The organism is Microbacterium sp. NPDC090281, from assembly GCF_044769635.1.
GTDB lineage: Bacteria > Actinomycetota > Actinomycetes > Actinomycetales > Microbacteriaceae > Microbacterium.
In genome coordinates, this window is the sequence record NZ_JBIVYH010000001.1 from 873,736 (window position 1) to 899,954 (window position 26,219).

General features: G+C 68.9%; 31 protein-coding genes. 10 read left to right on the forward strand and 21 right to left on the reverse strand.

Annotated elements, in window-relative coordinates:
* Positions 1-9: 9 nt before the first annotated feature.
* The 4 genes from ACIQTX_RS04155 to ACIQTX_RS04170 all read right to left on the reverse strand — a co-directional run bounded on the left by ACIQTX_RS04155 (position 10) and on the right by ACIQTX_RS04170 (position 2,675).
* On the reverse strand, positions 10-963 hold the full coding sequence (locus ACIQTX_RS04155) for a cytochrome c oxidase assembly protein (RefSeq protein ID WP_402969256.1): 954 nt from the start codon (positions 961-963) through the stop codon (positions 10-12).
* A complete protein-coding gene (locus ACIQTX_RS04160) occupies positions 960-1,496 on the reverse strand; it encodes a signal peptidase II (RefSeq protein WP_402969258.1) in 537 nt (178 codons plus the stop codon). Before ACIQTX_RS04160 ends, ACIQTX_RS04155 begins: the two co-directional genes overlap by 4 nt.
* A complete protein-coding gene (locus ACIQTX_RS04165) occupies positions 1,486-1,938 on the reverse strand; it encodes a hypothetical protein (protein ID WP_402969261.1) in 453 nt (150 codons plus the stop codon). The genes ACIQTX_RS04160 and ACIQTX_RS04165 overlap by 11 nt, the downstream gene beginning before the upstream one ends.
* A 233-nt stretch (positions 1,939-2,171) precedes the next feature.
* Entirely contained in the window at positions 2,172-2,675 is a 504-nt protein-coding gene (locus ACIQTX_RS04170) for a hypothetical protein (protein ID WP_402969263.1), read from the reverse strand.
* A 169-nt stretch (positions 2,676-2,844) separates the two neighbouring features.
* Between ACIQTX_RS04170 and ACIQTX_RS04175 the strand changes: the two genes are divergently transcribed.
* Together ACIQTX_RS04175 and ACIQTX_RS04180 are read left to right on the forward strand one after the other, a co-directional pair.
* Positions 2,845-3,603 (forward strand): SDR family NAD(P)-dependent oxidoreductase, encoded by a 759-nt coding sequence (locus ACIQTX_RS04175; RefSeq protein WP_105527455.1) that lies wholly within the window; start codon positions 2,845-2,847, stop codon positions 3,601-3,603.
* Between the two features lie 33 nt (positions 3,604-3,636).
* Complete coding sequence (locus ACIQTX_RS04180; RefSeq protein ID WP_028500808.1) at positions 3,637-4,467, forward strand: NAD(P)-dependent oxidoreductase; 831 nt, start codon at positions 3,637-3,639, stop codon at positions 4,465-4,467.
* A 25-nt stretch (positions 4,468-4,492) separates the two neighbouring features.
* Here the strand turns inward: ACIQTX_RS04180 and ACIQTX_RS04185 are convergent, their stop codons facing one another.
* The 4 genes from ACIQTX_RS04185 to ACIQTX_RS04200 form a co-directional block, all read right to left on the reverse strand.
* On the reverse strand, positions 4,493-5,242 hold the full coding sequence (locus tag ACIQTX_RS04185) for a sulfite exporter TauE/SafE family protein (protein WP_402969267.1): 750 nt from the start codon (positions 5,240-5,242) through the stop codon (positions 4,493-4,495).
* On the reverse strand, positions 5,239-5,949 hold the full coding sequence (locus tag ACIQTX_RS04190; RefSeq protein ID WP_402969270.1) for an ankyrin repeat domain-containing protein: 711 nt from the start codon (positions 5,947-5,949) through the stop codon (positions 5,239-5,241). The genes ACIQTX_RS04185 and ACIQTX_RS04190 overlap by 4 nt, the downstream gene beginning before the upstream one ends.
* A gap of 38 nt (positions 5,950-5,987) precedes the next feature.
* Complete coding sequence (locus ACIQTX_RS04195; protein WP_402969273.1) at positions 5,988-6,626, reverse strand: bifunctional 4-hydroxy-2-oxoglutarate aldolase/2-dehydro-3-deoxy-phosphogluconate aldolase; 639 nt, start codon at positions 6,624-6,626, stop codon at positions 5,988-5,990.
* 62 nt (positions 6,627-6,688) lie between these two features.
* Complete coding sequence (locus ACIQTX_RS04200; RefSeq protein ID WP_402969276.1) at positions 6,689-7,249, reverse strand: ribosomal protein L7/L12; 561 nt, start codon at positions 7,247-7,249, stop codon at positions 6,689-6,691.
* Between the two features lie 71 nt (positions 7,250-7,320).
* Here ACIQTX_RS04200 and rlmN point away from each other — a divergent pair, with 71 nt between their 5' ends.
* Positions 7,321-8,622, forward strand: coding sequence for a 23S rRNA (adenine(2503)-C(2))-methyltransferase RlmN (gene rlmN, locus ACIQTX_RS04205; protein WP_402969280.1), 1,302 nt, complete (start codon positions 7,321-7,323; stop codon positions 8,620-8,622).
* Here rlmN and ACIQTX_RS04210 read toward each other — a convergent pair.
* Positions 8,571-9,215 carry an NAD(P)H-dependent oxidoreductase gene (locus tag ACIQTX_RS04210; protein ID WP_402969283.1) on the reverse strand — a complete coding sequence of 215 codons (645 nt, stop codon included), beginning with the start codon at positions 9,213-9,215 and terminating at the stop codon, positions 8,571-8,573. The genes rlmN and ACIQTX_RS04210 overlap by 52 nt on opposite strands.
* Before the next feature lie 66 nt (positions 9,216-9,281).
* Here ACIQTX_RS04210 and ACIQTX_RS04215 point away from each other — a divergent pair, with 66 nt between their 5' ends.
* Both ACIQTX_RS04215 and ACIQTX_RS04220 read left to right on the forward strand, forming a co-directional pair.
* Positions 9,282-9,854 carry a TetR/AcrR family transcriptional regulator gene (locus tag ACIQTX_RS04215; RefSeq protein WP_402969286.1) on the forward strand — a complete coding sequence of 191 codons (573 nt, stop codon included), beginning with the start codon at positions 9,282-9,284 and terminating at the stop codon, positions 9,852-9,854.
* A gap of 84 nt (positions 9,855-9,938) precedes the next feature.
* Positions 9,939-11,519, forward strand: a complete 1,581-nt coding sequence (locus ACIQTX_RS04220) for a DUF4407 domain-containing protein (RefSeq protein ID WP_402969289.1) — start codon at positions 9,939-9,941, stop codon at positions 11,517-11,519.
* Here ACIQTX_RS04220 and ACIQTX_RS04225 read toward each other — a convergent pair.
* Positions 11,507-11,845 (reverse strand): hypothetical protein, encoded by a 339-nt coding sequence (locus ACIQTX_RS04225; protein ID WP_402969292.1) that lies wholly within the window; start codon positions 11,843-11,845, stop codon positions 11,507-11,509. The two genes, ACIQTX_RS04220 and ACIQTX_RS04225, sit on opposite strands and share 13 nt — an antisense overlap.
* Before the next feature lie 19 nt (positions 11,846-11,864).
* Here ACIQTX_RS04225 and ACIQTX_RS04230 point away from each other — a divergent pair, with 19 nt between their 5' ends.
* The 3 genes from ACIQTX_RS04230 to ACIQTX_RS04240 are packed head-to-tail and all read left to right on the forward strand — an operon-like array spanning position 11,865 to position 14,936.
* Positions 11,865-13,364 (forward strand): PLP-dependent aminotransferase family protein, encoded by a 1,500-nt coding sequence (locus ACIQTX_RS04230; protein WP_402969295.1) that lies wholly within the window; start codon positions 11,865-11,867, stop codon positions 13,362-13,364.
* Between the two features lie 10 nt (positions 13,365-13,374).
* A complete protein-coding gene (locus ACIQTX_RS04235; protein WP_402969298.1) occupies positions 13,375-13,869 on the forward strand; it encodes a hypothetical protein in 495 nt (164 codons plus the stop codon).
* Between the two features lie 53 nt (positions 13,870-13,922).
* Positions 13,923-14,936 carry an aldo/keto reductase family protein gene (locus tag ACIQTX_RS04240; RefSeq protein ID WP_402969301.1) on the forward strand — a complete coding sequence of 338 codons (1,014 nt, stop codon included), beginning with the start codon at positions 13,923-13,925 and terminating at the stop codon, positions 14,934-14,936.
* Between the two features lie 66 nt (positions 14,937-15,002).
* Here ACIQTX_RS04240 and ACIQTX_RS04245 read toward each other — a convergent pair whose 3' ends face one another.
* The 4 genes from ACIQTX_RS04245 to ACIQTX_RS04260 are packed head-to-tail and all read right to left on the reverse strand — an operon-like array spanning position 15,003 to position 19,494.
* Positions 15,003-15,923 (reverse strand): carbohydrate ABC transporter permease, encoded by a 921-nt coding sequence (locus ACIQTX_RS04245; RefSeq protein ID WP_402969304.1) that lies wholly within the window; start codon positions 15,921-15,923, stop codon positions 15,003-15,005.
* Positions 15,920-16,885: a carbohydrate ABC transporter permease gene (locus tag ACIQTX_RS04250; RefSeq protein ID WP_402969307.1), complete on the reverse strand. Its 966-nt coding sequence runs from the start codon at positions 16,883-16,885 to the stop codon at positions 15,920-15,922. Before ACIQTX_RS04250 ends, ACIQTX_RS04245 begins: the two co-directional genes overlap by 4 nt.
* Before the next feature lie 3 nt (positions 16,886-16,888).
* Positions 16,889-18,199, reverse strand: a complete 1,311-nt coding sequence (locus ACIQTX_RS04255; RefSeq protein WP_105527464.1) for a sugar ABC transporter substrate-binding protein — start codon at positions 18,197-18,199, stop codon at positions 16,889-16,891.
* A gap of 59 nt (positions 18,200-18,258) precedes the next feature.
* On the reverse strand, positions 18,259-19,494 hold the full coding sequence (locus ACIQTX_RS04260) for an aminotransferase class V-fold PLP-dependent enzyme (protein WP_402969310.1): 1,236 nt from the start codon (positions 19,492-19,494) through the stop codon (positions 18,259-18,261).
* 164 nt (positions 19,495-19,658) lie between these two features.
* Between ACIQTX_RS04260 and ACIQTX_RS04265 the strand changes: the two genes are divergently transcribed.
* On the forward strand, positions 19,659-20,342 hold the full coding sequence (locus ACIQTX_RS04265) for a FadR/GntR family transcriptional regulator (RefSeq protein ID WP_028500794.1): 684 nt from the start codon (positions 19,659-19,661) through the stop codon (positions 20,340-20,342).
* A 33-nt stretch (positions 20,343-20,375) separates the two neighbouring features.
* On the opposite strand, the gene ACIQTX_RS04270 is transcribed toward ACIQTX_RS04265, so the two are convergent.
* From ACIQTX_RS04270 to ACIQTX_RS04295, 6 genes are read right to left on the reverse strand one after another with little or no spacing between them, the layout of a single operon-like run.
* Positions 20,376-20,891 (reverse strand): ACT domain-containing protein, encoded by a 516-nt coding sequence (locus ACIQTX_RS04270; protein ID WP_028500793.1) that lies wholly within the window; start codon positions 20,889-20,891, stop codon positions 20,376-20,378.
* Positions 20,892-20,914: 23 nt separating this feature from the next.
* On the reverse strand, positions 20,915-21,973 hold the full coding sequence (locus tag ACIQTX_RS04275) for a PLP-dependent cysteine synthase family protein (protein WP_402969314.1): 1,059 nt from the start codon (positions 21,971-21,973) through the stop codon (positions 20,915-20,917).
* Between the two features lie 42 nt (positions 21,974-22,015).
* Positions 22,016-22,372 (reverse strand): cupin domain-containing protein, encoded by a 357-nt coding sequence (locus ACIQTX_RS04280; RefSeq protein WP_402969317.1) that lies wholly within the window; start codon positions 22,370-22,372, stop codon positions 22,016-22,018.
* A gap of 43 nt (positions 22,373-22,415) precedes the next feature.
* Positions 22,416-23,228, reverse strand: coding sequence for a GntR family transcriptional regulator (locus tag ACIQTX_RS04285; protein WP_402969320.1), 813 nt, complete (start codon positions 23,226-23,228; stop codon positions 22,416-22,418).
* Positions 23,228-23,632 (reverse strand): D-ribose pyranase, encoded by a 405-nt coding sequence (gene rbsD / locus ACIQTX_RS04290; RefSeq protein WP_402969323.1) that lies wholly within the window; start codon positions 23,630-23,632, stop codon positions 23,228-23,230. Before rbsD ends, ACIQTX_RS04285 begins: the two co-directional genes overlap by 1 nt.
* Before the next feature lie 37 nt (positions 23,633-23,669).
* Complete coding sequence (locus ACIQTX_RS04295; RefSeq protein WP_402969326.1) at positions 23,670-24,632, reverse strand: ribokinase; 963 nt, start codon at positions 24,630-24,632, stop codon at positions 23,670-23,672.
* A gap of 118 nt (positions 24,633-24,750) precedes the next feature.
* Here ACIQTX_RS04295 and ACIQTX_RS04300 point away from each other — a divergent pair, with 118 nt between their 5' ends.
* Complete coding sequence (locus ACIQTX_RS04300) at positions 24,751-25,413, forward strand: transaldolase family protein (RefSeq protein ID WP_402969329.1); 663 nt, start codon at positions 24,751-24,753, stop codon at positions 25,411-25,413.
* 100 nt (positions 25,414-25,513) lie between these two features.
* On the opposite strand, the gene ACIQTX_RS04305 is transcribed toward ACIQTX_RS04300, so the two are convergent.
* A complete protein-coding gene (locus ACIQTX_RS04305) occupies positions 25,514-26,191 on the reverse strand; it encodes a FadR/GntR family transcriptional regulator (RefSeq protein WP_028500787.1) in 678 nt (225 codons plus the stop codon).
* Between the last annotated feature and the right edge of the window lie 28 nt (positions 26,192-26,219).

Below are 26,219 nucleotides of genomic sequence, written 5' to 3' on the forward strand. Positions count from 1 at the left end.
TGAAGCTCGTCATCGGCTCTCGTCGCGCAGGGTGCGCAGATACGCGTTGTAGGCGTCGAGCTCGCTCGTGCCGTGGGCATCCGCATAGCGATCGGCGGCGGCGGCGCGGGCCGTGTCGTCACGGAACCAGCGATGCATGACGTAGACGAGCATCAGCAGGGTCGGGGCTTCGCCGTATGACCATGCCAGCCCACCGGCCAGCTGCTGGTCTTCGAGCGGATCCATCCCGAGTGCCAGAGTCGGTGCAACGAAGTAGTCGACGAGCATGGTGGTCGCCATCATCAGGAAGACACCGAAGAACGCGTGCAGGGCGGCTTCCGCGAAGACGTCGAGGGCCCGCCCGCCGTGGCCGAGGCGCACCGGAAGCGGGTCGGAGCTCAGCACGGGGATCGCGAAGAGGATGCCCACGACGAGGAACCCGACCTCCAGGGCGAGGTGGCCTCCGGGTGCTGCGAGCACCCGATCAGCGAGACCGGCCAGGTACAGCCCGTAGAACGCGATCAGATACACCGGCAGTGCGATCCACGGACTCAGCAGCCACCGGGCGATCCGGCTGCGGAGACCGGCGTGGGCGGCACGCAGGACGACGGCACCGGCCCCGCGGTGCGGCACTGCGCGCAGGAGGAGCGTTCCCGGTGAGCCGAGCACCAGCAGCGGCGGGATCGCGATCATGAGGGTGAGCTGCTGGAACATGAACACCGACATCAGCGCATAGCCGTACACCTCGACCCCGAGGCCCGTGGTGGCCGCGAGTGCGAGACACCCCAGGAGGAAGACGACGGTTCGCCAGACGGGCCATCGACGGTGCTGCCGCCACAACCGGATCGCCCCGGTCAGATAGGCGACCGCCAGTACTGCCGCGACCAGGGGCAGGAGGGGGAACGGTCCCGCGGCCGGAGTGAAGAAGACCGGTGTGAGGAAGTCCGAGAAGGTCGGCGGCGCATCGGGCATCCAGTCGTTCATCCGGTCGCGTCCTCCCGCGAGCCGTCGGGCCGGTCGATGGTCCGCGCAGTCCGCGCCGCCGCCCGCTGGTCGATCCAGAGCCCGACGACGAGGATGACGCCCCCGATCGCGAGCGCGACATCGGCGAGGTTCCCGATGAACCAGTTCCCGTAGGCGAGGAAGTCGGTGACGTGACCGCGACCGAACCCGGGAGGTGCGAGCAGACGGTCCAGCACGTTCCCGATGGCGCCTCCGAGGATGAATCCGAGCCACCAGGCCCGCCCCTTCGTGCGGGCGCGGGTCGCGGCGACGAACAGTGCCACCACCGCACCCACCCCCACCACGGTCAGCAACCAGGTCGCCCCTGACCCGAGCGACAGGATCGCGCCGGGGTTGAAGGCGAGTTGCAGGCCGAGCGCGTCGCCCAGGAGGGGTATCCGCTCCGTCCGGCGGAGTCCTGCGATCGCGGCGGCCTTGCTCGCCTGGTCGATGAGCACGATGATGCCGGCGACGACGAAGGCGATCCCATACCGGGGATTGTTCTCACGCGACATCGGAATCCCCTTCCCCGGCAGCGGCCTCCGCTCGGTCGCGCCGACGCCGCGCGCGTCCTGAGAAGAGAACGCCGAGCGCTCCGGCAGCGAGGAGGAAACCGATCCCGAAGAGGAAGGCGACGCCGAGGAAGCCGAGATCGGTGCGCTGCACCCCCTGTTCGCCGTTCTGCTGCACGTGGGTGGTGCCGGAGGTGGAAGTCGGGGTCGGAGTGGAAGCAGGGGTCGGAGTGGAAGTCGGGGTCGGAGCGGGAGCGGGCGTCGTTATGCGGCTCAGAGTTGAACTCGCTGAGCGAAGATCCGTTCTGGGGGCGTCGACGGCACCGCGCTGCTCGCCGGCGGCTGCCGACTCCGCACCGATGAACATGATCAGGGCACTGAGAACCGCCACAGCGATCGTCGTGCGGACCGGATGCCGAGAGGTGGTGCCGACCGGCCGGCTCACCGTCCCGGCCTGTCGGGAGCGAGCGGTTCGCCGTCGTTCGATGTGCGTTTCATGGGGTCTCCTTCGAGGTGGTGAGCACGGGCGTGGCGTCGGATGCCGTCACGCAGGGGTCACGTGATTCCCGGTGGGAGCGGGCGCGATCCGGATGCCGGGGCGTGCGCACTCGACGCAGGAAGCCGAGGAGCCGCGCGATGCCGGCGGAAGGCGTCGTCCTGATGACGGCGCGTTGACGATCAGGTTCGGGAGAGACCGAGCTGGATCAGCGAGATCGCGGTCACGCGGGGGTGCACGGGAGAAGCCGGAGCTGAGGGCCGCGCGTGCGGCTTCTCCCGGAGGGTCGAGAGCTGTCCGGGGCGCCGGAGCACGCGGGACAGCAGGAGCATCGCGGCGAGGCCGCACAGCACCCCGAGAATGCAGAGTGCGGCACCGGCGAGGGCGCTCATCCCGGTGGCCGGAAGGGCGGCCGGTGTCTGGTCCTGGTCCACCGCGGCAGCGTTCTCCACCGCGGCAGCGTTCTCCACCGCGGCAGCGTTGCCCGCGGCGACGGCGTCGTCGAACGCTTCGATGGACGCGGCGGCGAGTGAGGGAGCCGCTCCGTTCTCCCCGGCATCGCTGTGGGCGGTCACCGTGAGGGCGAAGAGGAGCAGGAGTGCCAGGCTCGCAGTGGTAATGAGGCGCATTATCACCGGCCGGTCGACAGACGCCGTGGATCGGTGGATCCCGGGCGAGCGGCGCATTCTCCGGATCCTACTCCCACGACTTATCCCGTTCCTTCGAGCGGGAGACGGGAACTAGGCTCGGTCTCGACGCAGTCGCTCAGAGTCGTGGTGGAACCAGGAACCACGTAGGCTGATACTGCGTTCCATCAATGCATGTCGCGCGACGACGTTCGAAGGAGAACATCAGATGCAGATCAGCGGACAGGGTGCACTCATCACCGGTGGGGCCTCGGGCCTCGGACTCGCCACAGCGCGCCGCCTCGTCGCCGCCGGCGCCCACGTCACGATCATCGACCTCGCATCGTCGAAGGGCGCTGAGGTCGCCGACGAGCTCGGCGGACTGTTCGTCGCCGCCGACGTCACGAGCGCCGACGAGGTGCAGGCCGCCGTCGCCGCCGCGCAGTCGGCCGCCCCTCTGCGCGTCGTCGTGAACTGCGCGGGCATCGCACCACCCGCGAAGGTGCTCGACCGCGAGGGCAATCCGGCCGTGCTCTCCGACTTCGAGCGCGTGATCCGCATCAACCTCGTCGGTACGTTCAACGTCATCTCGCAGGCTTCTGCCGTGATCGCCAAGAACGAGCCCCATGACGAAGAGCGCGGCGTCATCGTCAACACCGCGAGCGTCGCCGCATTCGACGGCCAGATCGGCCAGCCCGCGTACTCCGCGTCCAAGGGCGGCGTGCACGCCATGACCCTCCCGGTGGCGCGCGAGCTCGCCCGCTACGGCATCCGGGTCTGCACGATCGCTCCCGGCATCATGGAGACCCCGATGCTGATGGGCCTCCCGCAGGCCGCGCAGGATTCCCTGGGGCAGCAGGTTCCGTTCCCGTCGCGCCTCGGTCGTCCCGATGAGTACGCCGCCCTCGTGCAGCAGATCGTCGAGAACGGCTACCTCAACGGCGAGACCATCCGCCTCGACGGTGCGATCCGCATGGCCCCGAGATAACCCGCCGTTCCGGCTGAGAACCAAGGAGAACCCATGTCTCTTGCAGGCAAGACCATCCTGATGTCGGGCGGCAGCCGTGGCATCGGCCTCGCGATCGCGCTGCGGGCAGCAGCCGACGGTGCGAACATCGCGATGCTCGCGAAGACCGACACCCCGCATCCGAAGCTCGAGGGCACGATCCACACCGCCGCCGAGCAGATCCGCGCTGCCGGCGGGAACGCGCTGCCGATCGTGGGCGATGTGCGCGACGACGATGACATCACCGAAGCGGTCATGAAGACGCAGGGCGAGTTCGGCGGGATCGACATCGTGATCAACAACGCCAGCGTCATCGATCTCTCGCGCTCTCTCGACCTGAACGCCAAGAAGTACGACCTGATGCAGGACGTGAACGTGCGCGGCACGTTCATGCTCTCTCGCGCGGCCGTGCCCATCCTGAAGGATGCCGAGAACCCGCACATCCTCTCGCTCTCGCCGCCGCTCAACCCGACGCCGAAGTGGCTCGGCGCGCACACCGGATACACGCTCGCGAAGTTCGGCATGACGATGGCGACCCTGGGCCTTGCGGCGGAGTTCGCGCGCGACGGGATCGCGGCCAATACGCTCTGGCCGCGCACCACGATCGCGACCGCGGCGGTGCAGAACCTCCTCGGTGGAGACAAGGTCATGGCGGCGAGCCGCACGCCCGACATCTACGCGGACGCCGCGTATGCCGTGCTCCTCAAGCCCGCAGCGTCATACACGGGCCAGACGCTCATCGTCGAGGACGTGCTCGAAGCCGACGGCGTGACCGACTTCTCCGGCTACGCCGCGATCCCGGGCACCCCCGACAGCGCGCTCTTCCCCGACATCTTCCTCGACTGAGGGTGTCGGCCAGGGCGAAGGCTGGTCAGATGAGCAGGTAGACCGCGCCGACGATCGTGAGAACGATCACGATGCGGTCGAACACGCGCTGATTCATGCGTCGGGCGACCTGGAGTCCGGCGAGCGCGCCGACCACCACGAGCGGGGCGAGCACGGCATCCATCAGCAGCACGGGAGTCTGGAACAACCCGAGGCCTGCGAGTAACGGCACCTTGATCACGTTGATGATGGCGAAGAACCACGCGGACGTGCCGAGGAAGACCTGCACCGGGGTGCGGGTGGCCAGGAAGTACATCGACATGACCGGACCGCCGGCGTTCGCGACCATGGTGGTGAACCCGCCGAGCGTGCCGTAGGCGCCCGCGAGCAGGAGTCCACCGGAGGGCGGAGCCACGGTATCCGCCCTGCTCTGCCGCCACCGTCGCCAGAGCGTCACGGCGATCATCAGCAGCAGGATCACGCCGATCGCGCGACGGACCACTCCGTCGCCGGCGAGCGCCAGGAAGGCGAACCCGACCAGGAGGCCGGCGATGACAGCGGGGGCGAGCCGCAGCAACGTCGGCCAATGGGCGTGACGGCGGTAGGCGAACAGCGCGAACAGATCGCCGACCATCAGGAGCAGCAGGGTGGCCGCCGTCGAGGTGCGTGCCGGCAGGACCGCCGCGAACAGCGCGATCGCCAGGATGCTGCCGCCGGGCAGTGCCGTCTTCGAGATGCCGATCGTCACCGCGGCCACGGCGAGGGCCGCCCATGCCCAGGGCTCGAGGACGATCACCGTTCGAGCTCGGCGACGATCGCGTCGTAACCGCGGCTCGCGGCGAGGTCGACCGGGAGCACGCCGTCGCCGTCGGGGATGTCGATGCTCGCTCCGCCGTCGATGAGTGCGCGCACCACATCGACATACACGTCCGAGCCGTCGCCGAGCACGATCGCCTCGTGCAGTGCCGTCCAGTTCAGGTCGTTCACGTGGTCGGGATCGACTCCGGCCTCGAGCAGGATCTCGACGGTGGCGAGAAGCCCGCGTTCGGATGCCGGGATCAGAGCCGTGCCGCCGAAGCGGTTCGTGCTGGTCAGATCCGCGCCGTTCTCGAGCGTGAGGATGAGAATCTCATCGTGCCCGCGAGCGCCCGCGTACAGGTACGCGGAGTCCTGGATGTCGTCCTTCGCGTTCACGTCAGCGCCGGCCGCGACGAGAGTCCGCGCCGCATCGACGTGATTCGCCTTGGTCGCAGCGACCAGCGCGGTCATGCCCTCGGATCCTCGCGCCTCGATCTCTGCGCCGGCGTCGAGCGCCGCCTGCACGGCAGCGGCATCTCCGTTCGCAGCCGCGGCGAGCAGATCACGAGTGGCGACGGTCATGGTGGCCTCCTGAGTCGGCGGGTGCGGATCCAGAGTCGACGGATCCGGCCCGGCCGTGCATCCCGCCGCGGTCAGCAGCGTGATCGCGATCGCGCCGATGGCCAGCATCCGTCGTGCACCCATGCATCCGGTATACCAAATGATGCGAGGGTGTAGGGCGGTCAGACCCGCGTGGCGGCGAGCGCGGCGGCGAACCGTGCGGCGCGCTGCTCGATGTCCGCCCAGTCGGATGCCTTGATCGATGCGCCGTTCGCGAGGTCTCCGCCGGCGCCGACCGCCACCGCACCGGCCGCGAACCAGGCGGCCAGGTTGTCGGGGCTCACGCCGCCCGTCGGCATCAGAGGCGCATCGGGGAACGGTCCGCGAAGCGCGCCGAGGTATGACGGCCCGCCGAGGGATGCTGGGAAGATCTTCACGACGTCGACGCCGAGCTCGAGCGCGCCCATGACCTCGGTCGGGGTCATCGCGCCGGTCATCACGACGCGGCCGGTGTCGAGCATGGTGCGGGTGAGGTGGGGGAGGGTGCCGGGGCTGACGAGGAATTCGGCTCCCGCATCGGCTGCCTGCGCCGCCTGTGCTGCCGTCGTCACGGTGCCGGCTCCGATGTAGGCGGCATCGCCGTGGCGGGCGATGAGTTCGCGGATCACGGCCGGTGCGTCGGGAGTGGAGAAGGTCACTTCGATCCCGGTGACGCCGCCGCGGATGATCGCCTCCGAGGCCTCGAGCGCCAGTTCAGGGGAGGGGGCGCGGAGGACGGCGAGGATGCCGGTGGTGCGGGCGCGGTCGAGACGGTCGGGCATGGGGCTCCTTCATCGGGCGGGCTCGTCCATTCTTCCGGGCGCAGCCTGTAATGACAAGTTGGTCAGGATACGTGGCTGTGCGGCCAGGCCTCGATCAGGTCCTTCGACTCCTTGAGCCCGAGTCCGGTGTGCTCACGGAGCGCCTTGATCGCGGCGATCTTGGCGCCGCCGGCGACCAGCCTGTCGATGTCGGACGCCGCCGACGCAGGCAGCTGGGCGCGGACCGATGACGGGGTCGCCGCCGTCGGGGTGATCGAGGAGTGCGTGGCTGTGGTGTTCGACACAGCCGCGAGGTGCGGGGCCGTGGTGCTGACAGACCAGTGGTCGATGCGGTCCTTCGCCTCTTTGAGACCTGTGCCGGAGTGGTCGCGGTACAGCTTGATGGCATGGATCTTCTGCCCGGCTGCGACGAGCCGGTCGATCTCGGCGATCACGGTCGGCGTGAGGCCCGAAACGGCGGCCGACGCCGACGACGCCGGGGTCGTGCGCGCGGTCGTGGGCGACGGGGTGAACACCTGCGGCTCCGGCAGCTTCGGGCGCATGCCGCGGAGCGCGACGGCGAGGATCGCGACGACCACGATGAGGCCGACGACGATCCCGATGATCCACAGCACGGCATCCATGGGCTCAGTCTAGAGAGGTCGCGTCCCGCGCCCCAGGGCGTTCCCATCCGTCACCGCGTACCCTGGAGGGTATGACCGAGACTCCCCGCACGCGCGAGACGCGCCCCGCAGCATCCGCGTCCGCTCCGCAGGGTCGGCCCGCCCAGGGCAAGGTCCGCGAGACCAAGAAGCCACAGGTGCGCCCTGCGACCGAGGGCTGGACCCAGCAGAAGGATGCCGAGGGGCGTCCGCTCCTGCAGTTCGCGAGCCCCAAGCGCGGCAAGCCGCCCGTGCACCTGGCCGACCTCACCCCGGCCGAGCGTGTCGAGAAGGTGAAGGAGCTCGGGCTTCCCGGCTTCCGCGCGAAGCAGCTGTCGACGCACTACTTCCGCCACTACACGTCAGACCCCGAGCACATGACCGACCTCCCGGCCGACACCCGGGAGCAGCTCGTCGCCGGGATGCTGCCGCCGCTGCTCACCGAGGTCCGCCGCCTCGAGACCGACAAGGGCGACACGATCAAGTTCCTGTGGCGCCTGCATGACGGCGCGCTGGTCGAGTCGGTCCTCATGCGCTACCCCGGCCGCATCACGCTGTGCGTGTCGAGCCAGGCCGGTTGCGGCATGAACTGCCCGTTCTGCGCGACCGGACAGGCGGGGCTGACCCGCAACATGTCGACCGCCGAGATCATCGAGCAGATCGTGCGCGCCAATCGGCTGATCGCCGAGGGCGGCCTCGGCGGCAAGAAGGCCGACGACCACAGCATGGAGCGCGTCTCGAACATCGTCTTCATGGGGATGGGTGAGCCGCTCGCCAACTACAAGCGCGTCATGGATGCGGTGCGCTCGATGGTCGCCCCGCAGCCCGACGGCCTCGGCATGAGCGCCCGTGGCATCACCGTGTCGACGGTCGGCCTGGTGCCCGCGATCAAGAAGCTGGCCGACGAGGGCATCCCCGTCACCTTCGCGCTGTCGCTGCACGCACCGGACGACCACCTGCGCGACGAGCTCATCCCGGTGAACTCGCGGTGGAAGGTCGACGAGGCACTCGACGCCGCCCGCTACTACTACGAGAAGACCGGTCGCCGTGTCTCGATCGAGTACGCGCTGATCAAGGACATGAACGACCACGGCTGGCGTGCCGACCTGCTGGCCGACAAGCTCAACGAGCGCGGTCGCGGTTGGGTGCACGTGAACCCGATCCCGCTGAACCCCACGCCCGGCTCGATCTGGACCGCATCCGAGAAAGACGTCACGAACGAGTTCGTGCGTCGCCTCAACGACGCCGGCATCCCGACGACCCTCCGCGACACCCGCGGCAAGGAGATCGACGGCGCCTGCGGTCAGCTCGTCGCCACCACCGAAGACGAGGCTGCCTCCGCCGCGATGGCCTGAGGCGCAGACGCGATGGTCTGAGACCCACCCGTCCGGCGTCCGTCTGCGGCGCCGAGGCGTTCGGCGCGGTCGAGCCATCGCGTGATGGTGGCGCTGCTCGCGTCCTTCACGCCGAGCATGCGATGCGTGCGCACCGAACGGATCCCGCAGAAGCGCATCGTCCCTCGGGCGACGTGGGTCTGCGCGGGGAGCCCCGTGAACGGCACGAAGTACCAGGGCGTGTCCGCGAGCAGGAGCAGGCGGCCGTTGCGCGCAGGCAGCAGCCCCTCGACGAGGCCGAGCTTCGTGTAGCGGTACTCCTGCTGCGGCAGCAGAGCGCGGTCGAAGAAGCCCTTGAGCAGGGCGGGGACCGACCCCCACCACAGCGGCGTCGCGATGACGACCGTGTCGGCGCTCTGCAGCGCGAGCTTCGCCTCGACGAGGTCGGGCTCCAGTGTCATGCGCTCTCGGTAGCCGAAGCGCAGGTTGGGGTCGAAGTCGAGGTCACGCAGCGCGAGCACGCGGGCGTCGCCGTGTCCTGCGGCATAGCGCTGGGCGAGCGCGGCGGTCAGGGAGCGGGCGTCGGGGTGGCCGTCGATCACGAGAGCAGTCATGGCGTTGTTCCTATCTGGACAGTGTCAAGCTGGTGGACACTGTCAAGATAGGAGATGATGTTGCTCATGTCAAGTTCGAAGGATGGCTATCACCACGGCGATCTCGCCCGTGCCCTGGAAGATGCCGCCATGCAGCTGCTGGAGCGGATGCCCGCGGCGGAGATCAGCCTGCGCGAGGTCGCACGGGCTGCCAACGTCAGCCACAACGCCCCGTACCACCACTTCTCCGACCGGCTCGGACTCCTCAAGGCGATCGCCGAGCGCAGCATGGCCGACCTCCTCGATCAGGTCCGCGCCGCTGCCGAGAAGGCATCGACCCCGCGGGCAGCACTCACCGACGGCGGCTCGGCGTACATCCGCTTCGCCGTCGAGCACCCGCACGCGTTCGATGCCGTCTACGACCCGACGGTCTGCGTCCCCGGATCACCGACAGCGACGATGGCACCCCTGATCGATGGGCTCGAGGTCGTGCTCGCCGAGGGGGCGGCCGCGGTGGGCCTTGACCGCCCGACCGATGTGGTGGCGCTCTGGGGACTGATCCACGGCCTCGGCACGCTCGCCGCAGCCGGCCACTTCACACTCGACGACGGCCTTTCCGCCTACGCCGCAGCACTCGATCGGCTGCTCCCGGGAGACTGAATTCTCCTGGATCTGCGGGAACCTGTGAGTCGCTCAAAGGACTCTTCCACGCGATGCACAGGCGAAGTTTCGTAGATTGTCGGGATGCCCTATTCCGCCCACAGGCCGGGTCGCTACGACTCGCAGGGTCGGATCATCCTCGACAGCGAACCCGACGCCGTCACGGATGACCTCGACTTTCTGCGCGAGTACGAGCCCTCCGGCACCGACGACGCCACCCGAGAGGCGCCCGTCACAGCCCCCGCCGAGGCGACCCCGATCGCCGATGCGATCGCGGATGACCCCGCCCCCGTGAAGCCTCCGCGTCAGCCGCGCGTCCGCAAGCCCCGTAAGAAGCGCGAACCGCGCACTCGCGGCTCGCGCGCACGGACCCTGGCGATCCTCGGAGGAGCGGAAGGCGAGATCCTCGACCGCGTCCCCGGCGAGACCCCGCGCTTCGTGCAGATGTTCTTCGTGCTCGCCGGCACCGCGCTCGTCTCGGCGATCTCGATGCTGTTCGCCCTCACCACCGGTGTGCAGGCGGCCATCTGGCTGGCCGTGCCGCTGGCGCTCGTGTGGGCGCTCATCATCTTCAACCTCGACCGCTTCCTCACCTCCACCATGAGCTCGACGAGGAACGTGTGGCGCCTCATCGGCCTCGCGATCCCGCGTGTGATCATGGCCGCGATCATCGGCTTCGTCGTCGCCGAGCCGCTGGTCCTGCAGATCTTCCACAACGACATCGCCCGCGAAGTCGCCTCCACCAACATCTCCCAGTCGCAGTCCGATCAGGAGGCCCTGGAGACGGGGCCGGAGAAGATCGCGCTGGACGCGGCGACCGCCAAGGTCGCAGCGCTCGAGAACCAGGCGGCGACAGGCATCGTGGCCGGCACCGATTCCTCATCGGCGACCGAGTCGGCAGCCCAGGCCACGGTCGACGACGTGACGGCGAAGATGACCGCCCAGCAGGCAGTGATCGACCAGGCGCGCGTGCTCTACCAGTGCGAGCTCACCGGTGAGGGTGCCGGCACTGTCCCCGGCTGCACCGGCGTCAACGGCCAGGGAGCCAGTTCGGACGCCGCGAAGGCACAGCTCGCCGAGGCCCAGCAGACCTACGACGCGCTCGCCGCGCAGCTGCGCACGGCGAACGAGGAGCTCGCCGCCGCCGGCACTGCCGCCAAGGAGAACACCTCGTCCTCCGAGACGCAGAACCGCGAGCAGGCGAACTCGCAGTTGCCGACCGCCCGTGACTCCTACGACCAGGCGCTCGCCGCGTACAACGCACGAGCGGATGCCGTGGCGCAGGGCAATGCGGGAGCTGTCGGACTGCTCAGCCAGATCAGCGGACTGAACCGGCTGAGCGAGAAGGAGCCGTCGATCCTGTGGGCGCACATCCTGATCGCCGCGCTGTTCTTCATGATCGAGCTGCTGCCGGTGCTGGTGAAGGTGCTCACGAGCTACGGCGATCCGAGCCTGTACGAGAAGGCCGCCGCGATCCGCAAGCAGGTCGCGCTGGACAGGGTGACGGCCGAGGGCTTCCGCGACCGCGCGGACATCGTCGTCTCGACGCCGTCGACCCCATCGCCGACAACGTCGGCTGCGGCGACTCCGGCTGCCACGACGTCGGCTGCCACGACGTCGGCTGCCACGACTCCGGCTGCGGCGTCTTCCGCTCAGGCGACCTGACGCTGCGGCTTTCCTTCCGGTCGCAGTTGCTGCCGTCCGCTCACGCGATGAGCGGCAGGAACTGCGACCGGAAGCAGCAGGTCTGCGATCACGGAGTCGGGACGATGCGGGGCCGCCAGAGTCAGCGAGCGGATCAGGGCGACCGTCGACGGTGAGCGCGACCATGCGGATCCGGTGAGGGCCGCCTCGATCAGGGCCAGCGGCTGCTGCAGTGCCGGATCGTGCTGACGCGCGTCGTCACTGAGCCACTCGACGAGCTCGTCTATGGTCCAATTTGGATCAATTGGCTCAAGTTCGGAGGCGAGGGTGGTCAATGGCGTGTCCATTGGTCCAGAATCAGGTCTCATGAGCGCGGATGACAGGGCCAATGAGCGGCCACTGGACCACGGATCGGCCACAGATGGCGCTCCGTCCCTCGTGCGCGGCGGCGAGGTGTCATCGGATGCGCTCTCGGCGCGACTCGGTCGCTGGACGCATGGCGACGGCACGCTCGCCACTCGGCTCGCGCGGGGCATCGAAGCGCTGATCGGGAGCGGCGAGCTGCGTTCGGGCGACCGCCTGCCGGCCGAGCGGGCGCTCGCCGCTGCAGGCTCGGTGTCGCGCGGAACGGTCGTCGCCGCCTACGCGGACCTCGCCGAACGTGGTCTGGTGGATCGGCGGCAGGGGAGTGGCACGCGTATCGCCGGTGCCGTGGCGACCTCCGTGCCGGCCCAGCGGCCGGGACGAGGCGAAGCACTGTTCTCCGCCCTGCCCAATGCGATCGATCTGCTGCGCACCGTGCCGCAGATCTCCGAACTCGGGGTGCAACTCATCCGCGATCACAAACCGCGGCTCGACCTCGCCCTGCTGCCCGAGACCGATCCCGCAGGCCTCCCCGCACTGCGGACCCTCATCGCCGACATGTACACCGCGGAGGGGACGCCGACCACGCCCGAGCAGATCCTCGTCACGCATGGCGCGCAGCAGGCGATCAGTCTCGTGGTCAACGCGCTCGTGGGCCCCGGTGACATCGTGCTCGCCGAAGAGATCACCTGGCCGGGAGTCACCGATTCGGTCGGCCTGCGCGGCGGCACCGTGCACGGCATCCCGATGGGCGACGACGGCCTCGATGTCGTTGCGCTCGAGCAGGCACTCGCGCGGCTGCGACCCGTGCTCGTCGCACTCAACCCGCACCACCAGAACCCGACGGGGTCGCGCCTGCCCGCCGCCGCGCGTCATCGCATCGCAGAGCTCGCAGCGCAGTACGGCGTGCCCGTGATCGAGGACCGCGTGCTCGCCGGCATCTCGTTCGACGGGGTGGTGCCGCCCACGCTCGCGGCCGAGCGCGCCGATGCCCCCGTCATCGTGGTCGAGTCGGTGTCGAAGTGGGTGTGGGCGGGGCTGCGGATCGGCTGGCTGCGCGCCGACCCGGTGCTCGTGCGACGTCTGCGCGGTGCGCGGCAGCTCGCCGACCAGTCCACGAGTGTGCCGGGGCAGCTGCTCGCCCTCGACCTGATCGCCCGCGCCGACGACCTCCGAAGGGCCAACAGCCGCATCCACCAGGAGCGACTGAGGCTGCTGCAGAGTCTGATGGCCGAACACCTGCCCGAGTGGACCGTCGACCCTCCCCGCGGCGGGCTGTCGCTGTGGGTCGCGCTGCCGGCGGGGTCTGCGGCCGCGCTCGCCCGCGTCGCCGCCGCCCACGGTGTCTCGATCGCCGGGAGCGCGGCCTTCGCCGTCGCTACCTCGCCCGACGACCACATCCGCATCCCCTTCACCGCGCCCGACGATGTGCTCACCGAAGGCATCCGCCGGCTCGGTGCGGCCTGGCGTGAGTATCGGGAGACTCTCGGGATGCGTTCCTAGGATGACCCGCATGACACGGAAGCAGCGTCGGACCCTGTGGATCTCGATCGCCGGCGTGCTCGCCGTCACGGCCTATGCGGCGTTGGCGGCGGTGCAGATCCTCGTGTGGACGCCTCTTGCGGCAGCGCCAGGGCTCACACTCGAACAGATCAGGGTCGAGCTGAGCGGTGCAGGTGAGTCGGTGAACGAGGTCGCGACGATCGTGATCCTCAGTGTGGGAGTCGTGCTCGCGCTCGCTGTCGCCATAGTCGCGATGATGACGCGTGCCGCTCCCCTCGTTCCGACCATGAGCTTCCTGGGCATCCTGATGCTCGGAGGGCCTGGCTTCTTCATCGCGTCCTTCGGCCCTGGCATGGCGCTGGCGGACACGTTCATGATCTCGGCGGGCATCACCCTGCCCGGGGTGGTGCCGTTCTACGCGGTCAGCGCGCTCGCGGCGACGCTCCTCGTGATCGGCGGGGCCATCGTCGTGCTCCGTTCGCGTTCTGCGCCCGCACTGGCCTGACGCCGTCCGTCGCATCCGGCCCCGTCATAGTGGCCAGCCAGTAGCGTTGATCCATGGTCAACTATCGCTATCTCGGCAACAGCGGTCTCAAGGTCTCGGAGATCACCTACGGCAACTGGGTCACCCACGCCTCGCAGGTCGGCGACGACGCCGCCGTCAAGACCGTGCATGCCGCACTGGATGCCGGAATCACCACGTTCGACACCGCGGACACCTACGCCAACACCGCGGCTGAGGTCGTGCTCGGCAAGGCGCTGGAGGGTCAGCGCCGTGAGGGGCTGGAGATCTTCACGAAGGTCTACTTCCCGACCGGTCCGAAGGGTCCGAACGACACCGGCCTGAGCCGCAAGCACATCTTCGAGTCGATCAACGGCTCGCTCACCCGCCTCGGCACCGACTACGTCGACCTGTACCAGGCGCACCGCTTCGACTACGAGACCCCGCTGGAGGAGACGTTCCAGGCGTTCGCCGACGTCGTCCGTCAGGGCAAGGCGCTCTACATCGGCGTCTCGGAGTGGACGGCCGAGCAGCTGCGCGACGGCCACGCCCTCGCCAAGCAGCTCGGTATCCAGCTCATCTCGAACCAGCCGCAGTACTCGATGCTGTGGCGCGTGATCGAGGGCAAGGTCGTTCCGGCGTCCGAAGAGCTCGGCATCTCGCAGATCGTCTGGTCGCCGATGGCGCAGGGCGTGCTCAGCGGCAAGTACCTGCCCGGTCAGCCGGTGCCCGAGGGCTCGCGTGCGACCGACCCGCACAGCGGCGCCGACTTCATCAAGAGCTTCCTGCAGGACGACATCCTCACCGCCGTCCAGCGCCTGAAGCCCATCGCCGAGCAGGCCGGGCTGTCGATGCCGCAGCTCGCGATCGCGTGGGTTCTGCAGAACCCGAACGTGGCGGCGGCCCTGGTCGGGGCCTCCCGTCCGGAGCAGCTCGCCGAGACCGTCAAGGCCTCTGGAGTGAAGCTCGACGCCGACACCCTCGCCGCGATCGACACGGCCCTGGGCGACACGGTCAACCGTGACGCCGAGGCGACGTACTCGACCTCACCGAAGTCCCGTCTGGTCTGACGCATCTCACGAAGAAGGCCGCCGCTCCTCGGAACGGCGGCCTTCTCGCTGCGCGGTGCGACCGTCTTACTCCTTGACGGCGCCGGCGGTCAGGCCCTGCACGATCCAGCGGCTCGCGAGTGCGAACATCGCCATGGTCGGCAGGATCGTCAGGACGGCCGCGGCGCTCATCGAACCCCAGTCGATGTTGAACGTCGAGATGAAGCCGTTCAGCGCCGAGGGCACGGTGCGGTTCGCATCGGTGTTCATGAGCACGACCGACAGGAACAGCTCGTTCCAGCAGTTCACGAAGTTGAAGATGAACGCTGCGATGATGCCGGGGGTCATGACCGGCACGAGCACCCGGAACAGGGCGCCGAGGCGTGAGCATCCGTCGATCATCGCCGCCTCTTCGAGCGCATCCGGCACGTTCTCGAAGAAGCCGCGGAGCATGACCGTCGAGAACGGGATGCAGATCGCGATGTAGACGAGGATGAGTCCTGGCTTGGTGTCGACCAGGCCCAGGTCGGTCATCATCGAGTAGAGCGGGCCCAACGCGATGAACGCCGGAATCATCTGCGTGAGCAGGAACGCGATCAGGACCGCGCCCTTGCCGCGGAACTCGAACCGGGCGAGCACGTAGGCGCTCAGCAGGGCGATGAGCGTCGCCACCGCCCCGCCGACAACGGCGACCAGGGCGGAGTTGCCGAGGAAGACACCGAACGAGCTCTTCTGGAACAGGCTGATGTAATTCTCGAGCGACGGCTCGCTCGGCCAGTACTCGATCGGGAAGCGGTTGATCGTGCCCGGCGACTTGATCGACGTGAGCGCGATCCAATACAGCGGGAACAGCGTGATCACGAGCCAGAGCCCGAGACTCACGACGCGGACGACGCCGCCGATCGTGACGCGGGGCTTCGGACGCGGTGCGGATGCCGGATCCGGCACGGTGATGCGCCGGGTCTCGGTGATCGAGGACCCCGTCCGGGAGGTGTCTGTCATGGTCATCGCTGCACTCTCCGCATCGCCATCAGGTAGAACGCGCAGAACACGAACAGGACGGCCATCACGATGAGGCCGATCGCGCTCGCGAAGCCGTAGTTGCCCTGCTGGGTGTAGTTGATCATCCAGGTCGTGATGATGTGCGTCTGGTTGGCGGGGCCGCCGTTGGTCATCGCGTAGATGATGTCGGGGAAGTTGAAGATCCAGATCACGCGCAGCAGGATCGTCAGCAGCAGCGTCATCGAGATGTACGGGATGATGATCGAGAACAGCTGCCGGAACTTGCCCGCGCCGTCGAGGCTCGCAGCCTCCAGCATCTCGTCGGGCACCGACTGCAGGGCTGCGAGGATCATGATCGCGAAGAACGTCACGCCGTACCAGACGTTCGCGACGATCACCGCGAACATCGCGAGCTTCGGATCGGCCAGCCAGGGAAGCGGTGCGTCGATCAGCCCCGCCTTCATGAGCAGGTCGTTGACCACGCCGAACTCGGCGTTGAACATCCAACGGAACAGCATGCCGATCAGGAAGCCCGACACCGCCCACGGGAAGAACACGAGCGCCTGGTAGAGCCCGCGGAAGCGGAACTTCTTGCGCAGGGCCAGCGCGATCAGGAACCCGATCACGAGCTGCGGCACGAGCGAGCCGACGACCCACAGCACCGAGTTCCACGCCACGGTCGGGAAGGCCGGATCGCGGAACACGGCGAGGAAGTTGTCGAAGCCCACGAACGGCGTCGAGGTGAGGTCCCACAGATTCCAGTCGTGGAAGGCCATGCGCGCGCCCTGCAGCATCGGCCAGTAGGTGAACCAGCAGACGAAGACGATCGCCGGCGCGAGGAAGGCCAGCAGCGTCCATGCCTGGCGGCCACGGAACGGGCGGCGTCGAGGGGATGCCGGGGAGGCCCCGACGGCTGCCTGCTTCGAAGCAGTGCCGACGGAGCCTCCCTCAAGAGCGGTGCGGGCCACAGGTCAGCCCTTTTCCGCGGCGTACTTCTCGGTCCAGAACGCATCCCACGAGGCCAGCAGGTCGCTGGTCGACATGTTGCCCAGCAGCACGTTCTGCACGTCCTGGTCGGACTTCTGGATCCACTCGGTCCACCAGCTGACCCCGCGCGGCTGGCGCACGTTGACGTAGGTCTCCGGGTCATCCGTCATCGTGACGTAGCTCGTCCAGGGGCCGGAGGCGTAGAACTCGTCGTCTGCGGCGGCGGAGATGATCGGCACCAGGCTGTTGGCCTGCGCGAACTCGGTGGCGGGCTCGGCCGATGAGAGGAATTCGACCAGCTTGACGGCCGCCTCCTTGCTCTCGCTGGCCTCTGCGACGCCCCAGCCGGCGACGGCGAGCGGCTGCGCAGCCTTGCCCGACGGGCCGACGAGCAGCGGAGCGGTGTCCCACTGGTCTTCCGTCAGCGAGGAGTCCTGCACTGTCGCGATGACCTCGGGGTCCTGCAGCAGGAATGCGGTGGTGCCGTTCGTGAAGCCGGCGACCATCTCGGGGTAGCCCCACGAGACGGCCGAGGGCGGGGAGGCCTCCGTGAACAGGTCGAAGTAGTCGTCGACGGCATCCTGCGCCTCGGGGGCGGCGAAGATCGTCGAGCCGTCTTCCATGAGGAACGCGTCGTCGACGTCGAGTCCGTCGATCGTGTACGCCTCGATGGCCGCGACCACGTTGCTGTTGGCGTTCTGGCCACCGCGGAAGGCGTAGCCGTAGATGTTGTTCGACGGGTCCTGGATCTTGCTCGCCTGCTCCAGAAGGTCTTTCCAGCTGTGCGGCGGACCGTCGAAGCCGGCGTCCTTCACGAGGTCCGTGCGGTAGAACAGCGACAGCCCGTAGAAGCCGTAGGGCACGAAGTAGCTCTTGCCGTCGGCGGCGACCGAGGCGGACTGGGCGTTGTCGGTCAGAGCATCCCAGCCGTCCCACTTCTCGAGGTCGGGGGCGAGGTCGTACAGCCAGCCGTTGTTGGCGAAGGGGCCGACCGTGATGTCACGGACTTCCAGCACGTCGACGCCCTTGCCGGACTGCAGCATCTGCTGGATCTTCGCATCTGCCTGCTCGGTGGGCGGTGAGACGAGGTTGACCGTGATCTTCGGGTTCGCCTTCTCGAAGTCGTCGAGCAGCCCGCGCAGGAGCTCGGTGCGCGCAGGGTTGGTCAGGCTCTCGACCATCTGCAAGGTGACGGTGCCGTCGGCGGACGGGCCGGAGCTTGCGGAACAGCCGGTGAGAGCGAGGACGGCGACGGTGCCGAATCCCGCTGCGGTCGTCAAGATCTTGTTCTTCACGATGTGCCTCTCGGTGGGGTGGGGGTGGGTGTTGCGGTCGGGTGGGGGGACGGATGCGGTCAGGGAAGGATGAGGGAGTCGGCGCGGCGGATGCCGGCACGGCTCAGGATCTGCGGGATGCAGCGCTCGACGAAGGCCTCGTAGTCGGCGGCCTCGTTGTAGAGGTGGGCGGAGAGTCGGAAGTAGCCGATGCCGCGGAAGCTCGTGAAGGCCGTCTCGACGCCGACCTCGTCGAGCAGGTCCATGCGCAGGGCATCGGCCTCTTCGCGCGTCGCACCGAGTCCGAGCGGAAGACGCACGAGTCGCATCGACGGCACGGGTGAGGGGAGTGGGGTCAGGGGGTCCTCGTCGCCGTACGGGCGCAGTGCTTCGGCGATCAGCTCGGCGCCGGCATCGGCGATCTCCGCCATCGCCGTGCGCGCTGCCGCCCAGCCGAACTCTTCCTCGATGAAGTCGATGGCGGTCGGGGTGGCCAGGTACGTGGTGGCGTCGATCGTGCCCTGGGTGTCGAAGCGGGTCGGATACGTCTCGCGCGCTGCCCAGGAGTCGATGAGCGGCCAGAGTTCGTCGCGGTCCTGGGCGGATGTGACCAGCAGGGCGGATCCTCGCGGCGCGCAGGGCCACTTGTGCAGGTTGCCGAACCACCAGTCGCCACCCGCGACCGCGGCCGCATCCGGAATCAAGCCCGGGGCATGGGCGCCGTCGACGAGCGTGCGCACGCCCCGTTCGGCCGCCGCGTCGGCGATGCGTCGAGTGGGCAGCAGCCGGGCGGTCGGGGAGGTGATCTGGTCGATCACGAGCAGGCGGGTGCGGGGTGTGAGCTCATCGACGAAGAGCTGCACGATCTCGTCGTCGGAGGCGAGCAGGGGCAGGGCGACGGTGCGCACGCGGGCGCCGAAGCGGCTGGCGAGGCGCTCGGCTCCCATGGTGATGGCGCCGTAGCCCTGATCGGTCACCAGGATCTCGTCGCCGGTTTCCAGCTGCAGGGCGTTGTAGACGACCGTCGCGGCCGCAGACGCATTGGGCACGAACACACTGTCCTGCGCGCGGGCACCGACGAACGGGGCGGTGCGCTCGCGGGCCTCCTGCACGCGTTCGGCGATGCGCGGGAACCACTCGACCGGGCTGAGGTCCGCGCGACGGCGCAGGGCGTCCTGATGCTCGACGACGACGGACGGGACGGCGCCGAAGGATCCGTGGTTGAGGTGGATCACTGCCGGGTCGAGGGGCCAGGCGTCGCGCGCTCGCATGCCGGAGTTCAGCGTGAGCGGTGCGGGGAACAGCGGTGCGGACATCGATCCTCATCGGTGAGTGGGGCGAGTTGTTGCACAACTTTGCCACATGCCCACGAAATACGCCACGAAAACCTAATCTTGAAACATAGTTGTCATACGAGTTCCCTGTGGGGGGAGTTCCGACAGACTTCACGAGGGGTGGCGGAGTGTCAGAGAGGATGACGATGAGCGCACTCGACACGGCGCTGCACGGGTTGCGGGCGCTGATCGCCGACGGCACGTTGCGGCCCGGCGACCGGCTGCCGAGCGAAGGCGAGCTCTGTGAACGGCTCGGCGTCTCCCGCGGTTCCCTCCGTGAGGCGATCCGGATGCTCGCTGCCCTCGGTGTGCTCGATACGCGCCATGGCTCGGGCAGCTACGTCAGCGAGCTTCGTGCGGCCGACCTGATCGGCAGCCTCTCGCTCACGGTCGGCCTGCTGCCGATGGCCGGAGTGCTCGAACTCACCGAGCTCCGCCGGGTGCTGGAACCGCACGCCGCTGCGCTCGCCGCCGCACGCATCGACGAGCAGACCGTGGAGTCACTGGACCGCGTGCTCGACGAGATCGAATCGACCACCGACTTCGAGCTGCAGTCGCGGCTCGACCACGAGTTCCACATGGCGATATCCGGCGTCGCGGGGAACGAGGCGCTGACCAGTCTGATCGACGTGCTGCGATCGCGCTCGCGGGCCTATCGCATCTCCGACCCCGAAGATGCAGCAGAGCTCAAGGTGCACTCGGATGCCGGGCACCGCGCGATCCTGCGCGGACTCGCCGCCGCCGACCCCGTCGCCGCGAGCGCTGCGGCCTCCGCACACGTGGCGTACACGGAGTACTGGGTGCGGAAGTACTCGGGGCTCGAGGACTGAGCGCCCGCGGGACCGGTTAACGTCGCGGGCCGGTCAGTAAAGCGTGATGTCGACCTGGATCTCGGTTGCGATGCGTTCGAGGTCGGCGCGCAGGGCGTCGAGATCGACGGAGGCGGGGACCTTCGCGGTGACCGACGCTTCGAACAGGCGGCCGCCTGCCATCGCGGCATCCCTGGTCTCGGTCGCCAGCTCTTCGATGCTCAGGGCATGCGCACTCAGCACGCCGGAGACCTCGCGCACGATGCCGGGGCGGTCGTTGCCGAGCACCTGGATCTCGAGCAGCTGATCGTCGTCGGCGGCGGCGTCCGGGGTCCCGGTGAGCACGGCGAGCGTGAGGAGTCCCTGGCCCTGGAGGCCGCGCAGGGCGCTTTCGAGTTCTGCCGCCTGCTCGGTCGGGACCGAGACCTCGATCACGCCCGCGAACGTGCCGGCGAGCTCAGCCAGCGAGCTGTTCTCCCAGTTGCCGCCGTGCGCATCCACGACATCGGCGACGGCGGCCACGAGGCCAGGACGGTCTGCACCCGCGACGGTGAGGATCAGAGTAGTCATGCGGCCAGCGTAGCCCGCAGCACTCACTCCACCCAGACGCCCGTCTCCAGGAAACTCTCGAGCCGTGCCCGGTGCGGGGCGAGGTCCCAGCCTTGGGCTGCGACCCACTCGTCGGAGTAGTAGGTGCCGGCGTAGCGGACGCCGCTGTCGCAGATCAGGGTCACGACGCTGCCGGTCTCGCCCGCGGCCCGCATCCGGGCGATGAGTTGGAACGCGCCGTAGAGGTTCGTGCCGGTCGAGCCGCCGGCCCAGTGCAGGGTGCGCTCGCGCAGCAGGCGGATCGCGGCGATCGAGCCGGCATCCGGAATCTGGATCATCTCGTCGATCACGGTGGGCACGAACGAGGCCTCCACCCGCGGGCGACCGATGCCCTCGATGCGGCTCGGACGCCCGGCCGGCGCATCCACAGTCCCGGCCCAGCCGTCGTAGAACGCCGAACCTTCGGGGTCGACGACCGCGACCTTCGTGTCGTGCATCCGGTACTTCACATACCGTCCGAAGGTCGCGCTCGTGCCACCGGTGCCGGCACCCGTGACGATCCAGGTGGGGATCGGATGCCGCTCCTGGGAGAGCTGGCTGAACACGCTCTCGGCGATGTTGTTGTTGCCTCGCCAGTCGGTCGCGCGCTCGGCGAACGTGAACTGATCGAGGTAGTGGCCGGTGCAGTCCGACGCGAGGCGCTGCGCCTCCGGCGACATGTCTTCGGCGCGGTCGACGAAGTGGCAGGTGCCGCCGTAGAACTCGATGAGGTCGATCTTCTCCTGCACGGTCGAACGGGGCACGACCGTGATGAACGGCAGCCCGAGCATGCGGGCGAAGTACGCCTCGGAGACGGCAGTCGACCCACTCGACGACTCCACGAGCGTGGTGTCTTCGCGGATGCGCCCGTTGACCAGGCCGTAGAGGATGAGCGAGCGCGCGAGGCGGTGCTTGAGAGAGCCCGTCGGGTGCACGGACTCGTCTTTGAGGTACAGGTCGATGCCCCACTCGGGAGGCAGCGGGAAGAGGTGCAGGTGCGTATCGGCGCTGCGGTTGGCATCGGCTTCCAGCAGGGCGATCGCGGTGCTGGTCCAGTCGCTCATGCCCTCGAGACTACCTGTCGCTCAGCCGGGCGCTCTGGCCGATCACGCGGCGGCGGGATGCTCCGGGCCGAGGTGGGTGGCGGTCGGCTCGCCCGCCGCATCGCCCTTGAGCTCGATGAGGATCGTGTGGGTCGGCGTCGTGCCGGTGTTCTCGCCGGAGTGGCGCTGCGCGGGCAACCAGACGGCCTGCCCCGCGGTGAGGACGGTGTCGAAGGTGCGCTCGCCCAGGCTGAGGCGGCGGGAGAAGTCGCTGAGGGTGACCAGGATGCTGTTCGGATGGTCGTGCGGCGTCGTCTCGTCGCCGGGCTGGTCGGTGTAGTCGAGTACGCGGACGTGCTCGTTCTCCCAGAGCGTGCGGTAGTGATCGGGGTTCGTGAGGGTGGGATCGTCGGTGATCATGCGGTGACGGTACACCCGGCGCGCTAGCGCCGACAGGGTCTCCTCAGCCGACCGTCCCGGCGCGGGACGCCCCACCTTCGCCGTCGACGTGCAGGAGCGAGGCCTGCGACTGCTCCTGCTGCAGCTGGAACTCGAAGCGCGAGCGGTCGCCGCGGTGATACGCGATGAAGTACTCGATCGGTGTGGTGTCGGCACTGCGGCTGATGCTGCGCAGCCGCAGCAGGGCCGACCCGGCGCTGACGCCCAAGTGCTGCGCCTGCTCGTGCGTGGCCACGGTCGCCTCCGCCGAGCGCACACCGTGCGTCGCGACGATGCCGTTGTCGGCGAGCAGCCGGTACAGCGAGCCCTCGGTCAGGTCGGCGCCGAGCGTGACGGAACCGACCGCATCGGGCATCCAGGTCGTCGACAGCGACCACGGCTCGCCGTCGACGTGGCGCAGTCGTTCCAGGACGACCACGGGCGAGCCGACGGGCACCTCGAGAGCGAGCGCGACCTCCTCATCGGCCGTCGTCTGCTCGTGCCGCAGCACGTCGCTGTGCACGTGCCCACCACGGCGCTCGACGTCGTCGTAGAGACCGACGAGCGTGTGCACGAGACTCTCGCTCGTGCGGGGGCGGGATACGAACGTTCCCTTGCCCTTCACGCGCTCGACCAGCCCCTCGTGCTCGAGCTGGGCGAGCGCCTGACGCACGACGGTCCGGGAGATGCCATACCGCTCGCACAGCCGGTGTTCGCCTGGCAGCGGGTCGCCGGGCTGCAGGCCGTCGCGGGCGATGCCGTCGATGATCAGCTGGCGCAGCTGGTCGTACATGGGTGCGGCGGAGTGACGGTCGATCGCGTCGTCGACGATGGTCATCAGTACGCCACCCCCGCGTGCAGGATCACGTTCGCGTAGGGGGTGAACTCGCCGGAGCGCACGAACGCGCGGGCGCCCTGGCTGAGCTTCTTGAACTCGACGTGCGGGATGAGCTCGATCTCGAACCCCATGCCGGCGAACCGTTCCCGCAGCGCCACCAGCACCTCCGGACTCTTCTCGGCGACCTCGGCCGAGACCGTCGCCCCCTCGACCACCAGTTCGGCGAGCACGGTATCGAGCACGTCGAGGAAGGCCGGAGCCCCGGGGCGATACGCCAGGTCGATGCGCTCCGAGCCCTGAGGGATCGGGAGGCCGGCGTCGGTGACGACGAGCAGGTCGGTGTGCCCGGTCTCGCTGATCACCCGGGAGAGCGCCGGGTTGATCGTGGTGGCTGTCTTGCGCATGTTTCTCCTCGGTTCTCCGGATGCTCAGATCGCAGGTTCAGCTCGCGACGGGTGCTGCCGCGCGCTCAGCCAGGAACGCGTCGACCTCGGCGCGATGCGGCAGGCTCGGCGACGCGCCCTGCTTCGTGACGGTCAGCGCGCCGGCCGCGGTGGCCAGACGCACGGCATCCGCCAGAGTGCTGCCGTTCGCGAGGGCCGCGCCGAGATAGCCGGCATAGGCGTCGCCCGCGGCGGTCGTGTCGATCGCCTCGACGGGGAACGGCGGGATCACGGATGCGCCCTCGGCCGTGACGACACACGACCCCTGGCCCGCGAGCGTGATCACGGCGGCGCCGACGCCCTGGTTGAGGAACCAGCGTCCGGCGAGTTCGGCCGACGCGGCATCCGTCACCTCGATGCCGCTGATCAGCGTCGCCTCGGTCTCGTTCGGGGTGACGATGTCGATGCTCCGCCAGATCGCGGCGTCGAGCTCGGCGGCCGGTGCCGGGTCGAGGATGACGGTCATGCCGTGCTCACGTCCGCGCGCGGTGATGTGAGCGGTGAGTGCGGACGGCGTCTCGAGCTGAGTGAGAAGGACGGAGGTCGTGGGGGCGAGGGCCGCGAGTGCTTCGTCGATCTGCGCGGCGCTCAGGGCGGCGTTGGCCAGCGGCACCATCACGATGTCGTTCTGCGCCGACGCGTCGACGCGGATGTGCGCGACGCCGGTGGGACCGGGGACCGTTCGCAGATGCGTGAGATCGACACCGGCCGCGGTCAGCCCGTCGACGACCAGGTCGTGGAAGAGGTCGTCGCCCACGCAGCCGACGAAGCTCGTTCGCGCGCCGGAGCGTCCGGCTGCGACGGCCTGGTTCGCGCCCTTGCCGCCCAGCATGAGGGTGAACTCGTCGCCGAGGATCGTCTCGCCCCTGGCCGGGAGTCGCCGGGAGAAGGTGGTGACGTCGGCGGTCACGCTGCCGACGATGACGACGCCGGAACGGTCTTCGGGGTGTGCGGTGGTCATCTCACTCCTGATCTTCTTCGACGGCAGGCATAGCCGACGCTTTGACAGACCGCGGTGGCTGTCATTACATTAGCCGAAACGCCACCTGTAACGACAGGTTGTCCGCGAGGAGACCCCGATGAACCCGATCGCGCCACGCCTGTACGTCGACAGCGCCGATGTCGACCGCGTCTCCCGGCTGCTCGCCGCCGGCGTCGTGCACGGCGTCACCACGAACCCGACCATCCTCGAACGCGGTGGTCGCACCGCCGCGGAGATCCCCGAGCTCTACGCCCGGTGGGAGTCGGAGGGGGCGCGAGAGATCTTCTTCCAGACCTGGGGCGGCGACACCGACTCGTTCCTCCGCAACGCCGATGGCATCCGCGCACTGGGCGATCGGGTGGCGGTGAAGGTGCCAGCGACGGCCGCGGGTTTCGCCGCGGCATCCGCCCTCGTGCGCGATGGGGCGACCGTGCTCGTCACGGCCGTGTACTCAGTGGCGCAGGCACTCGCGTGCGCATCGATCGGTGCACAGTACATCGCCCCCTACCTCGGCCGGATGCGCGATGCAGGCATCGACGGCGACGCCGTGATCGCCCGGATGCAGGAGGTGTGCGCGGGGAGCGCCTCGAACGTGCTCGCCGCATCGCTCCGATCGGCAGACGACATCACGGGACTGCGCCTGGCCGGGGTGCCCTACTTCACCGCCGCGCCCGACGTGCTCGACCAGGTGCTCTTCCACGAGGTCAGCGACAGCTCGGCGGCCGAGTTCGACGCCGCGATGGTGCGCCTCGGGGCATGAGCGGGGCATGAGCGGGGCCTGAGCGGGGCCTGGGCGCCGGTGTGAGGGCCGGATTTAGGGCGGGGCCAGGTCTGAGGCGGGCTCCGATCGCGGGGTGGGTTCAGGTCGCCGTGGCCTGGCGCAGCCAGCGCTCGACGCCGGCGATGTGCGCGGTGGCGAGCGAGGTCGCGAGTCCGGCATCGCGCTGCGCGACGGCTTCGGCGATGGCCCGGTGCTCCGACAGGGTGCGCTCGACGGCTCCGCTCTCGGTGAGGCCACGCCACGCTCGGGCGCGCACCGTCTGGCTGCTCAAGTGCTCGATCAGGCTCGCGAGGTAGGCGTTGCCCGACATCGCCGCGATCTCCCGGTGGAAGCGGATGTCGTGGTCGACCAGCTCGTCGATGCTGACCGAGGCGTCGACGCGATCGACCTCGTCCTGCAGCTCGGAGAGCTGTTCGTCGGTGCCGAGCGTTGCCGCAAGGCCCGTGGCCTGCGACTCCAGCATCCGCCGCACGGCGAAGATCTCGAGCATCGAGTCGTCGTCGTGCATGTCGACGACGAACGAGATGGCCTCCAACAGCAGGTGCGGCTCCAGGCTCGTCACGTAGGTGCCGTCGCCCCGGCGCACGTCGAGGACTCGGATGACCTCGAGAGCCTTGACGGCTTCGCGCATGGAGCTCCGGGAGAGGCCGAGTCGTTCGGACAGCTCCTTCTCGGGGGGAAGCCGATCACCGGGGGCGAGCTCGCCCGCCACGATCATCGCCTTGATCTTCTCGATCGCCTCGTCGGTGACTGCCATGGCGTCATCCTAGCGATTGATCGGATGT

Coding starts and splice junctions, on each gene's coding strand:
- ACIQTX_RS04305 (WP_028500787.1), bottom strand. CDS start 26,191: ATGGCAGTCACCGACGAGGCGATCGAGAAGATCAAGGCGATGATCGTG.
- ACIQTX_RS04200 (WP_402969276.1), bottom strand. CDS start 7,249: ATGGATGCCGTGCTGTGGATCATCGGGATCGTCGTCGGCCTCATCGTG.
- ACIQTX_RS04225 (WP_402969292.1), bottom strand. CDS start 11,845: ATGGACACGCCATTGACCACCCTCGCCTCCGAACTTGAGCCAATTGAT.
- ACIQTX_RS04195 (WP_402969273.1), bottom strand. CDS start 6,626: ATGCCCGACCGTCTCGACCGCGCCCGCACCACCGGCATCCTCGCCGTC.
- ACIQTX_RS04175 (WP_105527455.1), top strand. CDS start 2,845: ATGCAGATCAGCGGACAGGGTGCACTCATCACCGGTGGGGCCTCGGGC.
- ACIQTX_RS04260 (WP_402969310.1), bottom strand. CDS start 19,494: ATGTCCGCACCGCTGTTCCCCGCACCGCTCACGCTGAACTCCGGCATG.
- ACIQTX_RS04275 (WP_402969314.1), bottom strand. CDS start 21,973: ATGAGCGACTGGACCAGCACCGCGATCGCCCTGCTGGAAGCCGATGCC.
- ACIQTX_RS04235 (WP_402969298.1), top strand. CDS start 13,375: ATGACACGGAAGCAGCGTCGGACCCTGTGGATCTCGATCGCCGGCGTG.
- ACIQTX_RS04215 (WP_402969286.1), top strand. CDS start 9,282: ATGTCAAGTTCGAAGGATGGCTATCACCACGGCGATCTCGCCCGTGCC.
- ACIQTX_RS04285 (WP_402969320.1), bottom strand. CDS start 23,228: ATGACCATCGTCGACGACGCGATCGACCGTCACTCCGCCGCACCCATG.
- rbsD (WP_402969323.1), bottom strand. CDS start 23,632: ATGCGCAAGACAGCCACCACGATCAACCCGGCGCTCTCCCGGGTGATC.
- ACIQTX_RS04160 (WP_402969258.1), bottom strand. CDS start 1,496: ATGTCGCGTGAGAACAATCCCCGGTATGGGATCGCCTTCGTCGTCGCC.
- ACIQTX_RS04265 (WP_028500794.1), top strand. CDS start 19,659: ATGAGCGCACTCGACACGGCGCTGCACGGGTTGCGGGCGCTGATCGCC.
- ACIQTX_RS04170 (WP_402969263.1), bottom strand. CDS start 2,675: ATGCGCCGCTCGCCCGGGATCCACCGATCCACGGCGTCTGTCGACCGG.
- ACIQTX_RS04155 (WP_402969256.1), bottom strand. CDS start 963: ATGAACGACTGGATGCCCGATGCGCCGCCGACCTTCTCGGACTTCCTC.
- ACIQTX_RS04280 (WP_402969317.1), bottom strand. CDS start 22,372: ATGATCACCGACGATCCCACCCTCACGAACCCCGATCACTACCGCACG.
- ACIQTX_RS04245 (WP_402969304.1), bottom strand. CDS start 15,923: ATGACCATGACAGACACCTCCCGGACGGGGTCCTCGATCACCGAGACC.
- ACIQTX_RS04230 (WP_402969295.1), top strand. CDS start 11,865: ATGAGCGCGGATGACAGGGCCAATGAGCGGCCACTGGACCACGGATCG.
- ACIQTX_RS04300 (WP_402969329.1), top strand. CDS start 24,751: ATGAACCCGATCGCGCCACGCCTGTACGTCGACAGCGCCGATGTCGAC.
- ACIQTX_RS04190 (WP_402969270.1), bottom strand. CDS start 5,949: ATGGGTGCACGACGGATGCTGGCCATCGGCGCGATCGCGATCACGCTG.
- ACIQTX_RS04295 (WP_402969326.1), bottom strand. CDS start 24,632: ATGACCACCGCACACCCCGAAGACCGTTCCGGCGTCGTCATCGTCGGC.
- ACIQTX_RS04240 (WP_402969301.1), top strand. CDS start 13,923: ATGGTCAACTATCGCTATCTCGGCAACAGCGGTCTCAAGGTCTCGGAG.
- rlmN (WP_402969280.1), top strand. CDS start 7,321: ATGACCGAGACTCCCCGCACGCGCGAGACGCGCCCCGCAGCATCCGCG.
- ACIQTX_RS04270 (WP_028500793.1), bottom strand. CDS start 20,891: ATGACTACTCTGATCCTCACCGTCGCGGGTGCAGACCGTCCTGGCCTC.
- ACIQTX_RS04210 (WP_402969283.1), bottom strand. CDS start 9,215: ATGACTGCTCTCGTGATCGACGGCCACCCCGACGCCCGCTCCCTGACC.
- ACIQTX_RS04180 (WP_028500808.1), top strand. CDS start 3,637: ATGTCTCTTGCAGGCAAGACCATCCTGATGTCGGGCGGCAGCCGTGGC.
- ACIQTX_RS04220 (WP_402969289.1), top strand. CDS start 9,939: ATGCCCTATTCCGCCCACAGGCCGGGTCGCTACGACTCGCAGGGTCGG.